The sequence below is a fragment of the Opitutus sp. sgz309028 genome, assembly GCF_059821195.1.
The window spans coordinates 1,312,051-1,326,562 of sequence record NZ_JCAMRR010000001.1; the positions used below are offsets into that span (position 1 = coordinate 1,312,051).

Genomic DNA, 14,512 nt, shown 5'->3' on the forward strand with positions numbered 1-14,512 from the left:
CATGAAACTGTCCCGCTTCCTGCGCCGCGACGCCCGCGGCTACGCGCTCCTGTCCGTCATGATTTTCCTCGGGATCATGGCGCTGCTCACCGCCAGCATGCTCAAATACAGCGGCAGCGAACGCCGGCTCAATGAGCGCAACCGTCTGCTCCTGCGCGCGCGCAACATGGCCGAGAACGTCGCGCTCTACGCCTCCGAACAGCTCACCACCAAGCTCTACCGGCTGCGCAGCGCGAGCCCGATGGCGTTCATGTCCGGCACCAACCAGATCTACCTGCCGCCCGACGACGTGCTCACGACCGCGTTCTCGACGCCGGCCGACGTCGAGGTTCGCGCCGGTCTCACGCAAAGCACGGGCCTCGTCTACATCGATCCGAACGACGCCGCCAACGCCAACAATCCCAACGCCGGCCTCAGCGTCAGCACCAGCACCGTGCCGATCGTCGCCAAGGCCACCATGCGCCATCCGTCGCTCGGCAGCGTGACCGCCTACGCCGAGCAGGATCTGCAGATCGCGATGATCCCGCTGTTCCAATTCGCCGTGTTCTACAACATGGACATGGAGTTCGGCCCCGGCCCCAACATGGTCATCAGCGGCCCCGTCCACACCAACGGCAATCTCATCGCCCGCATCCAGACGGGCTTCAACAACACCTTGCAGTTCAAGGAGCGCGTCACCGCCGCCGGCGGCTTCTACGCCAACACCGCGCACAAGGGGAAAACCTACATGGGCGACGGCGGCGTCGACGACGGCCCCGGCGGCACCGGCCCGCTGTATTTCCAAAACCCCGCCGGCACGGCCACCAATATCAAAAACTCCAGCAATGCGTGGCGGGACCACAAGTTCGGCACCTCATCCGAAACGACCACCACCAAGAACCAGTTCAAGACCTTCGCCACGTCGACTTACGGCGGCAACCTCCGCACCAGCGTCCACGGCGTCACCACCCTCGAGCTCCCGTCCATCGGCGGCTACAAGGAGGTCGACGATCCGCTCACGCCCGAAGACGACACCAAGAACGGACGCCAGCTCATCGAGCCGTCCGATCCCGCCGACACCGCCGATCTCATCCAAGCCAAGCTCGCCCGCCGCAGCGGCCTCTACATCGTCGTCAATCCCGACGACACCGAGCGCAACGGCCGCCTGCCGGACGGCTCCTCCGTCGCGATGCGCGCCCGCTCCTACCGCTGCTTCCTCAACACCGTCAGCGCCGCCGGCGGCCACACCATCACCGAGGTGATCCTGCCCGGCCAGCCGAGCTACGGCCCGCTCAACGCCTACGCCAACAACCTGCCCAACGCCTACCGCACCGACACCTCCGTCGGCTCCAACCAGGTGCTGCGTATCCCCAACGGCGATACCGGCGACACCGGCTACGCCAGCCCGGCGGTCCCGGCTTTTCCTACCCGCGCCGATTCCTATTTCTACGACCTGCGCCGCGGCGACGGCAGCAACGGTCATCCCTTCAACCGCTCCGCCGATCCCTTCACCCCGCGGCCAATCGCCAAGATCGATTTCGATCTGACGCGCTTCAAAATGGCCGTCGAGCGCAGCATGGCCGACGCCACCACGAGCACGGTCTACAATCCGGACATGCCGTCCGACGCCAACTGGACTCACTCGATCCTCAACGCGTCCGCGACCCCGGCCGCCTACGGTCTCGGCCTCGGCGAAGACTACACCACCGTGTCCGCCAGCGCGCTCACGATCAAGGGCTACGAACGCCCGGGCAACGGCACGATCAAGGATTACGACGGCCGTTTCATCATCGCCGAATCCTCCGACAACGGCGCGAACTGGGTCGATCGCTACACCTCCAGCTCCAACGAATCGTCGGTGAACTACACGATCAACGACGGCACGACGCACCTGCGCATCCGCCAGTATTACGAAGGTGCCGCGCCGAATCCGGCCGACGACGGGTCCACCGCTGCCACCACACGCCTGCTCGACGAACAGATCATCCCGATCCTCCCCGTGAGCGGCTCCGCCGTCGTTCCCACCCTCAGCAACGAGTACCACGTCATCGCCATCTCCGCGAGCGGCTCCATTCCCAGCGCCCATCTGGCCGAAGCTTATACCGACATGCGCGTTTACGTCGGCGGTGTCGACGACACCGCGAACTGGACGTTCACCGCCAGCCTGACCTCCGGCACCGCCTCCGGCGCTCTCGGCACCGGCGCAAAAGCCAACCGCTATCAACTGAGCTCACTCTCGACCGATGCCGCCACCGTCCGCCTCACCGCCACCAAGGGCGGGACCAGTGTGACGAGGGATTTTCGCCTCTACAAACAAAGCAGCCGCAACGTCTACAAAACCCCCGCTAACAACACCCGCTGGATTTCGCTCGGCGCGGGCGGCGACCGGCTGCGGCCCGGCATCGGCGCCGATCCGTTCAAGATCTACGTCGCGCCCGGCGATCCCGACGACACCCGCATCGCGTCGGATCCGGACGCCTTCAAGGTCGGCGCCAGCAATCTTGTGAGTCTCAGCGGTTCCTGCCCGTGGTTCGACGGTGTCACCGTTTACATCCACTCGGTCGACGCCGAGGTGAAAACCCGCACCGCCGGCGCGCCCGATCGCGTCGATTCCGGCGTGCGTCTCTGGAACGGCCGCGGCCCCGTCATCTCGCTGAACGGCGCCGCGTATCCCGGACGCACGGGTTTTTGTTTCTCGAGCAACGACGCCGTTTACATCGTCGGCCACTTCAACGCCGACGGCTCCGTCAACTCCAACGCCGCCTCCACCGGCGTCGGCGGCTACAGCGGGCGCTACCCCGAATCCGCGAACGAGATGCTCTGCGCGGTGATGGGCGACGGCATCACGCTGCTCTCGCACCCGCTCTACACCAAGTCGGGCTCGAACTACTATCAATCCAGCGGCTGGTCCGACTCGCTGAGCGGCCACCGCCGCAGCAGCAGCGGCTGGAGCAGCTCCTGGCAAACCTCGAATCCCAGCGGCAGCAACAGCGTCGACGGCACGAATGCGTCCATCCGTCCCGCCCGCCTGCCGAATTTCACGAGCGAAACGGGCACCAACGCCGGCTGGGCGTCCGCGTCGACCGAGACCACCAAGTTCGACCCGAGCGTCACCGAAATCTCCACCTGCCTGCTCACCGGCATCGTGCATACGACCTCCGCCCAGACCAGCGGTGGCGTACATAATTTCCCGCGCCTCCTCGAAAACTGGAACGGCACCGGCCTCTACATTCGCGGCTCGATGGTCGCGATGTTCGAGAGCCAGGTGGCCACCGAACCGTGGAGCATTCGCTATTATCAAGGCGCCGGCCGCTACTGGGGCCTGCACCAAAACCTTCGCGCCGAAAACGGCGCGCACGACCTTCCACTCGAACCGATCGTGCTGAACGGCCAGCGCATGCGCTACCGCGAGCTCACGCCCGCACAATACGCCGCGCAGAAGGCCGTCATCGAGGCGCTGCCGCACTAAGCTCGCGTTTGCGTTTCGCCACGGCGCGCGCGCTTCCCAGCCACGAGCGGGCAAGCGCACCCGCGTTCCCCGCAATCGCGGCCTTTACCGGCACCGCATTCCGCGAAATGATCTCGCCCGACCGCATGAGCCTCAAAGCCCGCTTCATCGCCGTTCTGGGTCTGCTGCTCGCCTTGTTCCTGGGTTCGGTGCTCTGGCTTCAAACCTTGAGCAAAGCCGCGATCGGCAACGTCCTCGAATCGACGCGCGTCGATCGCGAGCAGCTGCTGGATCGCGTGCTCACGCTCATCGGCGCGTCGCTGCAGACCTTCGCCGTCGATTATTCGCTGTGGGACGACATAATCGCGTTTTCGCGGAAGCCGGAAAAGGCATGGGCCGCGGTCAACCTCGACGCGAGCCTGCCCACCTTCAACGCCGTCGGCGCGTGGGTGTTCAACGCCGAGGGCAAAATGGTCTACGCCGTGGCCAACCTCCCGCACGCCGAGCCCGACATCGTTTCCCTCTTCGACCACGCCGACGTGCAGGCACTCACCCGCCGGTCGCGCACGCCGCATTTCTTCATGGAAACGCCCGTCGGCGTCGTCGAGGTGCGCGGCGCCCCGCTGCAACCCTCCAACGACTACGACCGCCAGTCGCCGCCGCAGGGCTGGCTCTTCGTCGCCCGCCGTTGGGACGAAAAATTCCTCGCGACGATCGCCCACCTGAACGAAAGCGAGGTGCGCCTGACGCGGCCCGGCGAGTCCCCCGGCTTTCAATCCCACCCCGTCAAACTCCTCGTGCAGCACACGCTGCGCGACTATCGCGGCGATCCGGTCCGCGTGCTGCACCTCGACTATCACGTCGAGAAATTGCACAGCATCCTCAACGCCGACGTTGAGGAACTCACACTCTTCGTCGTCTATGGCGTCGTCACGATCGGACTCGTCATGATCGCGCTGTTCCACTGGGTCCTGCGACCGCTCAATCTCGTGAGCGAAAGCCTCGCGCAGGAGCAGCCGACGTCGATTCTGCCGCTGATCGGCCGCCGCGACGAGTTCGGCCGCGTCGCCCGCCTGATCCAGACGTCCGCGGAGCAGCGCTTCTCCCTGCAATCCATGCTCGAGGATCGCGCGCGGCTCGGCCGCGACCTCCACGACAGCGTCATCCAGACGATCTACGCCTGCGGCATGGGTGTGATGTCCGCGCGCATGACCGTGCGCAGCGATCCCGCCGGTGCGGAGAAAATGCTCGAGCAGATCGGGAGGCAGTTCAACGACGTCATCCACGAGCTGCGCGGCTTCATCACCGGCCTGGAGCCGGACACACTGCGCCACCGCACCTTTCGGGAAGCGGTTCGCGCGGTGGTCGCCAATCTCGATTCGCTCCACCGCACGCGCACCGAACTGCATCTCGACGATGCCGTCTCGACCCGCCTCACCGCGCACCAGCAAATCAACATCCTCCACATCCTGCGCGAATCCATCAGCAACGCCCTGAGGCATGGCGGCGCGACGCGGCTGCACGTTTCCCTCAAGGCGGTGGAGAACGCCGCCGTCTTCGAGGTCGCCGACAACGGCCGGGGCTTCGATCCGGAATTGGAAGCGCGCCGCGCCAAGGGCAAAGGTCTCGCAAATCTGACCGAGCGAGCAAAGGACCTTGCGGCCCAATTGACCATTGAGTCTGCTCCGGGCAACAACACGCGGATTCGGCTGACTATCCCGCTTTCACGTCCATCGTTATGAGCACGACTCTCACCCGTTCCATCCGCCTTCTGCTGGTCGATGACAGCACCCTGGTCCGTCAAGGGATCCGCACGATCCTGAGCCTCCAGAATCACGACCGCTCGTTCGAGGTCGTCGGCGAAGCCGGCACGGTCGCCGAGGCCGTGCGTCTCGCCCACGAACTGCTGCCCGATGTCGTGTTGCTCGACATCCGCCTGCCCGACGGCTCGGGCCTCGATGCCTGCAAGGAAATCCTCCGCCAGCACCCGAACATCCGCGTGCTCGTCCTCACCTCCTTCAGCAACGACAACTTCGTCTACGATGCGGTGGTCGCCGGCGCGCAGGGCTACATCATGAAGGAGATCGACCCGGCCGCGTTGGTGCAGGCGATCGTCGACGCCGCGGCCGGCCGCTCCGTCCTCGGGCCCGACATCACCGATCGCGTGCTGCGCTTCATTCGCGACGCCAGCACCCCCGGAGGAAACGGCAGCTTGAGCAATCTTTCCCAACAGGAGCACCGCGTCCTCGCCCTCGTGGCCAACGGCCTCACGAACAAACAGGTCGGCCAGGAACTCGGCCTGAGCGAGAACACGGTGAAGAATTACCTCGTGAACATCTTCGAGAAACTGCAGGTGAAGCGCCGCTCCCAAGCCGCCGCGCTCTACGTGCAGTCGAAGGCGCAGAGCTAGTTTTTCGCCTCGCCGGCGTCACCACCCAAACAGGCCTATCGCCGAGGGCCGTTTGCCCCGGGCCGCTACCTCCGAAAAACCGGGACCGTCGCCTCTGCCTCGTCGTGCCGCCGCGCGTTAACATGGCGGCATGGTTCGAACGTTTCGGACACCCGCCTCTTCCTCCGGCCACGCGCCCGCGCGCCGCTCGCTGCGCGATGCGCGCGGCTTCACCATCGTCGAGGTCGCGATGGCGAGCTTCGTGATGATGTTCGGCATCGCGTCGTCGATCGTCGCCCTGCAGATGGGCTTCCGAAATCTGGACGTCGCCCGCGGCAACACCCTCGCGTCGCAGATCATGCAAAGCGAGATCGAGCGGCTGCGGCTGATGAGCTTCACGCAAATCGCCGCGCTCGATGCGTCCGCCACCGTCGACCTGAGCACGATGTTCACCAGCAACCCCGATCTCGCGGCGCGTTTCACCGTCACCCGCACGGTCACCGTCGACGCGAGCCGCAGCGACGTCCGCCACATCACCGTTTCCGTGCAGTGGCACACGCACGACGGCCGCTCCCACACGCGCGCCTTCACCAGCATGTATGCGAAGAACGGCCTCTATGATTATTACTACACGCTCGCCAAGACGTGACCCCGCGCGCCGCCGCCGCGGCTTCACCCTGGTCGAGGTCCTCATCGCCGCCACGCTTGCCGGCGCCGTCCTCCTCGCCGTGCTCTCGTCGTTCCTGTTTCTCGGTCGCAGCGGCTGGGCCCTGCAAAGCTACAACGAGATGGAAACGCAGGCCCGCAAGGCCCTCGAGGTCTTCGCCGAGGACACCCGCCAGGCCAGCGCCGTCACCTGGAACAGCTCGACATCCGTGACCCTGGTCGTGAACGCCACATCCGTCACCTACGCCTACAACGCCGGCACCTTCGCCCGCACGTCCGCCGGCACGACGACCACGCTCGTCGACGGCATCACGAGTTTTTCCTTCCTGGCCTACACGATCAACGGCACGCAGATCTCCGACTTCAGCACCGCCGCCGCGCGTTTGACCGCGAACGGCACGACCAAGCAGATCCAGATCTCGCTCGCCGCGCTGCGCGCGCGTCAGACCGCCACGGATACGACCAACACCGTCCTCTCCGCGCGCTTCATTCTCCGCAACAAACGCGTCACCGCCTGATCCCGCCATGCCCGCTTCGCCTTCCTCTCCGCTTTCCTCCGCGCGCGGTTCGGTGCTCATCGTCGCGCTGATTCTCTGCGCCGTGATCGGCCTCGCGCTCGCCAGCTATCTCAGCCTCGCGTCGACGACCCTGAAGATCTCCAACCGCGCCCTCTACAACAACGGCGCCATGAACCTCGCGGAGAGCGGCCTCGAGGAGGCGATCTATTCGCTCAATCAAAAGATCGCCGATCCCACTTACAACTGGGCTGCCGACGGCTGGTCCACCTCCGGACTCAACGCCCACCGCAAGTGGGAGAACCTCGCGCTCGCCAGCCAGAACGCCACCGGGCTCAACCGCGTCATGGTTTACAACTACGCCGGCTCGGGCGCACCGAAGATCGTCGCCCGCGCCACCGTCGCGCTCGGCGCCGGCAACGAGGCGCCGATCGAAAAGTGGATCGAGGTCACGCTCGGCCGCACCTCGAAATTCGCCAACGGGCTCGTCGCCAAAAACTCCATCGTCTTCAACGGCAACAACGCCACCGTCGACAGCTGGAACTCCGACCCCGACAACGACCCTTCCACCCCGCCGGTGAAATACAGCCCCGGCGTGCGCAACGACAACGGCAGCGTCGGCAGCATCTCCGTCTCCGTCAATTCCGTGCTCGTCCAGAACGCCGACATCTGGGGCTACGTCTCCACCGGCGGCGACGACCCCACCGACAACGTCGGCAACAACGGCTCCGTCCTCGGAGAGGATTCCATTTACGACGCCGGGACCTGGGTCAAAAACACCGTCGATCCCGCCCGCATCTCCACGGAGTTTTCCGCCAATTTCGACGACGTCAGCGCGCCGGAAAAAACCGTCAACGGCACCACGATCTCCTACGAGGCGATCGCCGCCATCACCAGCGGCAAGACGCTCCCGCTCGTCACCTCGACGCCCGCCGACGACGGCTACTACTACTACACCGCCGACCAGATCAACTTCAACAACGCCAAGCTCATCGTCTCCGACAAGGTCGTGCTCAAGCTCACCAACACCTCCACCGGCATCAACATCGGCGGCGGCAGCGGCGAGATCTCGATCGGCAGCACCGGCCAGCTTCAGGTTTACACGCCGGGCAGCATCAAGATCGCCGGCAAGGGCGTCTCCAACGGCACCGACCTCAACGGCAACGGCTCCATTTCGGACAACGAGATGGGCCAGCCCATTCAGTTTCAGATCTACGGCACCAAGACCAGCGGCACCCAATCGATCGACATCGCCGGCAACGGCACCCTCAGCGGCACCGTCTACGCGCCCTACGGCACCGTGAAGATCAACGGCAACGGCAGCGTCGCCGGTTCCGTCGTGGCGAACAACATCACCCTCGTCGGCAACGCCGCCTTCCACTACGATGAGTCGCTCGCCGCCATGTCCGCCGGCAATCCCTACCGCGTCACGAAATGGAAGGAGCTCACGAAAGCCGCCGAACGCTCCCTCTACGCCGCCGACCTCGATTTCTAAATCGGAACGAAACCCCGAACCGATCGCGCCCACGGAACACACGGAAGACACGGAAAGAAGAGAGCGCATTTTCTGAGGAGCGTCAGTCCACGCGGAATTTCGTGCGGAAAGGATTGGTCCTTTTCCGTGTCGTCCGTGTGTTCCGTGGGCCGATCCCCGGTTTGAGTTCGCTCCGCGAACTGTCCTTGCTCGCGCCCTACTTTTGCTTCGCAAACCGGCGTCCGGAGCACTTCGCTCCCCAGCCTCCGTGAACGACTCTCCTGCTCCCGCTCCCATTCCCAACGTTCTCGCGGAACGCTACGCGTCCGCCGCCATGAAGGACATCTGGTCGCAAACCGGCCGCGTCGCCCTCGAGCGCGATTTCTGGATCGCCGTCATGAAAGGCCAGCGCGATCTCGGCGTGCCGATTCCCGCCGAAGCGATCAAGGATTACGAGCGCGTGAAGGATCAGATCGACCTCGCGTCGATCGACAAACGCGAGCGCGTGACGCTCCACGACGTGAAGGCGCGCATCGAGGAGTTCTCCGATCTCGCCAAGCGCCAGTTCATCCACCTCGGGCTCACCAGCCGCGACCTCACGGAAAACGTCGAACAACTCCAGATCTTCCGCGCGCTGAAAACGGTGCAGTTCAAAGTCGCCGCCGCGCTCCTCGCGCTCGGTCGCCAGGCCGAGGCGCACCGCGATCTCATGATCACCGGCCGCACGCACAATGTCCCTGCCCAGCCGACCACGCTCGGCAAGCGGCTCGCGATGTTCGGCCAGGAACTGCTGGTCGCGTTCAACCGGCTCGAGGAACTCATCGAACGCTATCCCGTTCGCGGGTTGAAGGGCGCCGTCGGCACGCAGCTCGACCAGCTCACGCTCCTCGGCGGCAGCACCGAAAAGGTCGACCAGCTCGAGCGCCGTGTGCTGCGCCATCTCGGTTTCCGCGCGGCGTTCTTCGCCGTCGGTCAGGTGTATCCGCGCAGCCTCGATTTCGAAGCTGTCACCGCGCTCCACCAGATCGGCGCCGCCGCCGCGAGCTGCGCGACCACGCTGCGACTCATGGCCGGCGCCGGGCTGTTGACCGAGGGGTTCCAGGAAGGCCAGGTCGGCTCGTCCGCGATGCCGCACAAGGTCAACGCCCGGAATTGCGAACGCATCTGCGGCTTCTCGACGATCCTCTCCGGCTACGTCGCGATGACGAGCGGCCTCGCCGGCCATCAGTGGAACGAGGGCGACGTCTCCTGCTCGGTCGTGCGCCGCGTCGCGCTGCCGGACGCGTTCTTCGCGATCGACGGCCTGCTCGAAACGTATCTCACCGTGCTGCGCCAGATGGAGGTTTTTCCCGCCGCCGTCGCTGCCGAAAACGAGCGCAACCTGCCGTTCCTCGCCACCACCACGATTCTCATGGAAGCCGTGAAACGCGGCGCCGGCCGCGAGACCGCGCACGAGGCAATCAAGGAGCACGCGCTCGCCGCGGCGAAAGCGCTGCGCTCCGGCGGCGGCGACGCCGACCTGCTCTCGCGCCTCGCCGGCGACAAACGGGTCGGCCTCGGCAAGAAGGCGCTGCAGGCGATCCTGTCCGAAAACGCCCGCTTCGTCGGCGCCGCCCCGCATCAGGTCGACGCGTTTCTCGACGAGGTGAAACCGCTCGCGAAGCGTTACAAGGGCGCCGCCGACTACAAGCCGGGCCGGCTGCTCTGATCGCGATGTCGGGCGGGCGTCTCCCCACCCTGCCCGACAATTCTACACGCGCGACGCTACGTCCGCTCGCGACAATCTTGCGCCTTCGCGGAACCGTCGCGCGCGCTTTCGCACTGTGTCGGGGTCCATGCTTCCCCCTCCTTTCGCTCCCTGCGGCAGCGCGCGTGCGCTGACGAATTTTTGTGGGTGCGACGCAACGTTCGGGCGTTTCCCCGAACCTCCCGGCGCGGGAAATTTGAGTTTGCGTCCCCCCTGCGCGGCGCGCTTCCATGCGCCCTCACGTTGTTTCCAACCCTTTACTTACATTCGTCATGGCTGAACTCGTAGGAAATGTCTTGGTGGGCCAATCCGGCGGCCCCACTGCTGTCATCAATGCCAGCGTCGCCGGTATCGTGGCCGAGGCCCTTAACCACGAGTGCATCGAGGAAATCTACGGCGCCCTGAACGGTGTGCTCGGCATCCTCAACGAGGATCTCATCGATCTCGCCTCCGAATCCCAACAGCAGATCCGCGCCCTCCGCCACACGCCCGGCGCCGCCCTCGGCACCTGCCGCTACAAGCTCAAGAAGCAGTCCGATTTCGAACGCGTCCTCGAGGTGTTCAAGGCGCACAACATCCGCTACTTTTTCTACATCGGCGGCAACGACTCGCAGGATACGGCCGACAAGATTTCCAAGCTCGCGCAGGAACAGAACTACGAGCTGCGCGTCATCGGCGTCCCGAAGACGATCGACAACGATCTTCCGACCACCGACCACACGCCCGGCTACGGCAGCGTGATCAAATACACCGCCACGACCATCCGCGAGCTCGCGTGTGACCACGAGGCGATGGGCCAGGGCGATCTCGTGTCGATCGTCGAGGTCATGGGCCGCTCCGCCGGCTGGATCGCCGCCGGCGCCGCGCTCGCGAAACGCCGCGATCACCCGCACGATCCGCCGCACCTGATCTATCTCCCCGAGATCGCGTTCGACCAGAACAAGTGCATCGAGGACATCAAACGCGTCCTCAAGCGCGAGAAATACTGCATGATCGTTGTCGGCGAGGGCCTCATCGATGCGGATGGCAATTACGTTTCCGCCGCGACCGCGACCGACGCCTTCGGCCACGCGCAGCTCGGCGGCGCCGGCGACTTCCTCAAGGAACTCGTCGAGCAAAACATCCCCGGCGTAAAGGCCCGCGTCGCCAAACCCGGCATCATCCAGCGCGCCGCGTCGCACTCCGGCTCGAAGACCGACGCCGACGAGGCCTTTCTCGCCGGCCAGGCCGCCGTCGAAGCCGCCATCGATGGCCAGACCGACAAGATGGTCACCCTCGTCCGCGGCGACACCGACCACTACACCTGTGAGACCGGACTCGCACCGCTCAGCGAAATCGCCAACGGCGTGAAGAAGCTCCCGCGCGAGTGGATCAACGAGGATGGCACCAGCATGAACTTCCAGTTCCTCCGCTACGCACAGCCGCTGATCCAGGGCGAAATCGCCGTCCCCTACGAAAACGGCGTTCCGGTTTTCGCCCGTCTCGACAAGGTCCGCGTCGACAAGCAGCTCGCGCCGTTCGCCGGCTGAGACCGCGTTTGTTTTTTTCGCGCCCGACCACCCCGCGGGCGCTTTTTACCAGGCCGGTCCTTTGTGACCGGCCTGTTGCTTCTCCGGACGCGCGATTTCACGCCGTTTCGTGCAACTCAAGGACGCCGCCGGCGTCCCATCCCGACCTTACCATGACCCAAACCCGTAAGCACACTGCCCTCCTCGCAGTTCTCGCCGCGACCTTGACCGCCGCGGCGCAAACCACCGCGGACCACACGCCGCCGCTCCGCGGCGAAACGATGGTCGTCCAGGAACCGCGCCTCTCCGCCGACGCCGACGGCACCACCCGCGTGCAGCTCGACGATCCCGCCGTGCCGCTCACGCAGTCGCTCGGCAACCTCTCCGGCCGCGTCGCCAATCTCCACATCAACACCGGCGGCGCCGGCTCCTACGGCGATCTCTTCACGCTGCGCGGCCTCGCGAACACGCCGTATTTTAGCGACCCGTCCGTCACCCTCTATTTCGACGACATCCCGCTCGGCAGCAGCTTCACGTATCCGACGACGCTCTTCGGCTTCGGCTCGGCGACGATTTACCGCGGCCCGCAAGCCACCGCGTTCGGTCGCGGCGGCGAGGCCGGCGTGCTCGTGTTCGAATCGACCGAGCCGTCCGCCACCGCCGGCGGCGAGCTCCGCGGCAGCATCGGAAACTTTCACGCCCGCTCCGCCGCCCTCACGGCGCGCACCGGCAAGAACGAAACCGCCGATGCCACCGTCTCCGCTTCGTTCAACGAACGCGACGGTTACATCACCAACACGCAGCTCAACACGCGCGTCGACGATTACGAATCCGCCGCCGCGTCCGCTCGCGTCCGCTATCGCCCGACGCAAACCAGCGAGCTGACGCTCCAGCTGCTCGGCAGCCGGCTCCGCAACGGCGCGCAGCCGCTCGTGCCGCTCGGCGGCCCGCTCTTCACCGTGGATCGCACCGCAGAAGGCCGCACCGAAATCGATTTCGGCGCGATCGCCGGCAAGGCCGCGTTCGACACCGACCTTGGCCGTCTCACCGCCACGACGAGCTACACGGATTTCACGCTCGATCCTTATAACAACCAACTCGTGCTGCCGCCGTCCCTCGATTCGAGCGTCACGCTGAAGCAGCGCGGCTGGAACGAGGAAATCCGCCTCACCTCCGCCACCGGCTCCGCCTTCGCGTGGAACGCCGGCCTCTGGTATTCCGACAGCCAGACCCGCGGCGCCGTGAACCGCGCCCTCACGGGCCTGTTTCCGATCGAGATCTCGAGCTACGACCTCGACACCGAACAGTTCGCCTTCTTCGGCCAGATCGACGTCGTCGCCCGCCAGGACTGGCGTGTGACGCTCGGCCTGCGCGCCGAGCAGGTGAAGAAATCCTTTGACCGCTCCGAGATCGTGCCGAGCCCCGGCAACTACCAATCCGACCGCACGTTCAAGGCGCTGCTGCCGAAACTCACGGTCAGCTACGCGCTTTCTTCCGATACGACCGCGTCGGCCAGCGTCTCGGCCGGCACGAAGCCCGGCGGCTGGTCGGCGTTCACCGGCAGTCCCTCGCTCGCGCGTTTCGCCGCGGAGGAAACCGTCGCCTTCGAAGCGGGCATCGACACGACGCTCGCCGCCAAGACCGTGAAGCTCGCCGCGCGCGCGTTCTACTACGACATCGACAATTACCAAATCGAGCGCTCGTTCACGTTCACCGATTATCTCGTCGTGAACGCGCCCCGCGCGCGCTCGCTCGGCGCCGAACTCGAAGCCACGTGGCGTCCGATTCCCGAGCTGACGGTCGCCGCCTCGCTCGGTCTCACCGAGATCACGCTCCGCGAGTTCACCGATCCGTTCACCCAAATCAACTACAGCGGCAAACGCGCGCCGTATGCGCCGACCTACGACGCCAATCTCAGCGTCACGTATCGCCACGCGTCCGGCTGGTTCGCCGGCGCCGAAGCGGCCTTCGCCGGCAAGACGTTTTACGACGAGTCGGAAAGCGCCGCCTTCGCGCAGGACGCCCGCGGCACGCTCAACGCGCGGATCGGCTTCGACGCGCCCCGCTGGCGCGTCAGCCTGTTCGGCGAAAATCTGACCGACGAGGAATACTACTCGCTGATCATCCCCGGCGTCGGCCACGCCGTGCCCGGCGCGCCGCGGATCTACGGCGTCGAAGCCGTGATCAAGTGGTGAGGAGCCGGCCGCGGCCGTTGACGTTCAAGATCACAGTTTGTGATCTTGAACCTGCCGCATGAAACCCGCCGTCATCGTTCCCGATCTGATCGTCGCGATCCGCGGCGAAAGTGTGATTCTCGATTCCGACCTGGCCGCGCTGTATGGGGTTTCCACCAGCGCGCTGAACCAGGCCGTGCAACGGAATCAGGCGCGCTTTCCCGCGGATTTCGCGTTTCGGCTGACCGCCACCGAGGCTGCGGAGCTTGTGCGTTCAAGATCACAAACCGTGACGAAGAAACGCGGCGCCAATCTCAAATATGCGCCGCGGGTCTTCACCGAACACGGCGCGCTGATGGCCGCCAACGTTCTCCGCAGCAAGCGCGCCGTCGCCGTATCCGTCGAGATCGTCCGCGCCTTCATCCAGCTGCGGAAATTCGCGCTCACGAACGAAAAACTCGCCCGCCAGATCGCCGAACTCGAATCGCGCTACGACGGGCAGTTCGAGCAGGTCTTCGAGGCGATCAATGCGCTGCTCGCGTCGCCCGAGCCGCACCACGGCCGGCGCATGGGTTTTCAGCAGCCGTAGCGGTTTCGTGCGTGCGTCAGTGC

At 65.4% G+C, this 14,512-nt stretch carries 10 protein-coding genes; all 10 read left to right on the plus strand.

The features are described 5' to 3' along the window. Position 1: 1 nt before the first annotated feature. Positions 2-3,448: a hypothetical protein gene (locus AC6RV7_RS05070; protein WP_500092819.1), complete on the plus strand. Its 3,447-nt coding sequence runs from the start codon at positions 2-4 to the stop codon at positions 3,446-3,448. Positions 3,449-3,573: 125 nt separating this feature from the next. After that, positions 3,574-5,169 (plus strand): CHASE4 domain-containing protein, encoded by a 1,596-nt coding sequence (locus AC6RV7_RS05075; protein ID WP_500092820.1) that lies wholly within the window; start codon positions 3,574-3,576, stop codon positions 5,167-5,169. Further along, the gene (locus AC6RV7_RS05080) at positions 5,166-5,837 is read left to right on the plus strand and encodes a response regulator (RefSeq protein ID WP_500092821.1); all 672 of its coding nucleotides are present in this window, start codon (positions 5,166-5,168) and stop codon (positions 5,835-5,837) included. Before AC6RV7_RS05075 ends, AC6RV7_RS05080 begins: the two co-directional genes overlap by 4 nt. A 130-nt stretch (positions 5,838-5,967) precedes the next feature. Then, positions 5,968-6,465, plus strand: coding sequence for a type IV pilus modification PilV family protein (locus AC6RV7_RS05085; protein ID WP_500092822.1), 498 nt, complete (start codon positions 5,968-5,970; stop codon positions 6,463-6,465). Continuing rightward, a complete protein-coding gene (locus AC6RV7_RS05090; protein WP_500092823.1) occupies positions 6,434-7,000 on the plus strand; it encodes a prepilin-type N-terminal cleavage/methylation domain-containing protein in 567 nt (188 codons plus the stop codon). The genes AC6RV7_RS05085 and AC6RV7_RS05090 overlap by 32 nt, the downstream gene beginning before the upstream one ends. A 7-nt stretch (positions 7,001-7,007) precedes the next feature. Then, positions 7,008-8,492 carry a DUF7305 domain-containing protein gene (locus tag AC6RV7_RS05095; protein WP_500092824.1) on the plus strand — a complete coding sequence of 495 codons (1,485 nt, stop codon included), beginning with the start codon at positions 7,008-7,010 and terminating at the stop codon, positions 8,490-8,492. 247 nt (positions 8,493-8,739) lie between these two features. Further along, complete coding sequence (gene purB / locus AC6RV7_RS05100; RefSeq protein WP_500092825.1) at positions 8,740-10,179, plus strand: adenylosuccinate lyase; 1,440 nt, start codon at positions 8,740-8,742, stop codon at positions 10,177-10,179. 311 nt (positions 10,180-10,490) lie between these two features. Next, on the plus strand, positions 10,491-11,747 hold the full coding sequence (locus AC6RV7_RS05105) for a 6-phosphofructokinase (protein ID WP_500092826.1): 1,257 nt from the start codon (positions 10,491-10,493) through the stop codon (positions 11,745-11,747). A gap of 152 nt (positions 11,748-11,899) precedes the next feature. After that, the gene (locus tag AC6RV7_RS05110; RefSeq protein ID WP_500092827.1) at positions 11,900-13,921 is read left to right on the plus strand and encodes a TonB-dependent receptor; all 2,022 of its coding nucleotides are present in this window, start codon (positions 11,900-11,902) and stop codon (positions 13,919-13,921) included. A gap of 58 nt (positions 13,922-13,979) precedes the next feature. Next, positions 13,980-14,489, plus strand: coding sequence for an ORF6N domain-containing protein (locus tag AC6RV7_RS05115; RefSeq protein ID WP_500092828.1), 510 nt, complete (start codon positions 13,980-13,982; stop codon positions 14,487-14,489). The last annotated feature ends 23 nt before the right edge of the window (positions 14,490-14,512 follow it).

Coding starts and splice junctions, on each gene's coding strand:
- AC6RV7_RS05070 (WP_500092819.1), top strand. CDS start 2: ATGAAACTGTCCCGCTTCCTGCGCCGCGACGCCCGCGGCTACGCGCTC.
- AC6RV7_RS05075 (WP_500092820.1), top strand. CDS start 3,574: ATGAGCCTCAAAGCCCGCTTCATCGCCGTTCTGGGTCTGCTGCTCGCC.
- AC6RV7_RS05080 (WP_500092821.1), top strand. CDS start 5,166: ATGAGCACGACTCTCACCCGTTCCATCCGCCTTCTGCTGGTCGATGAC.
- AC6RV7_RS05085 (WP_500092822.1), top strand. CDS start 5,968: ATGGTTCGAACGTTTCGGACACCCGCCTCTTCCTCCGGCCACGCGCCC.
- AC6RV7_RS05090 (WP_500092823.1), top strand. CDS start 6,434: ATGATTATTACTACACGCTCGCCAAGACGTGACCCCGCGCGCCGCCGC.
- AC6RV7_RS05095 (WP_500092824.1), top strand. CDS start 7,008: ATGCCCGCTTCGCCTTCCTCTCCGCTTTCCTCCGCGCGCGGTTCGGTG.
- AC6RV7_RS05105 (WP_500092826.1), top strand. CDS start 10,491: ATGGCTGAACTCGTAGGAAATGTCTTGGTGGGCCAATCCGGCGGCCCC.
- AC6RV7_RS05110 (WP_500092827.1), top strand. CDS start 11,900: ATGACCCAAACCCGTAAGCACACTGCCCTCCTCGCAGTTCTCGCCGCG.
- AC6RV7_RS05115 (WP_500092828.1), top strand. CDS start 13,980: ATGAAACCCGCCGTCATCGTTCCCGATCTGATCGTCGCGATCCGCGGC.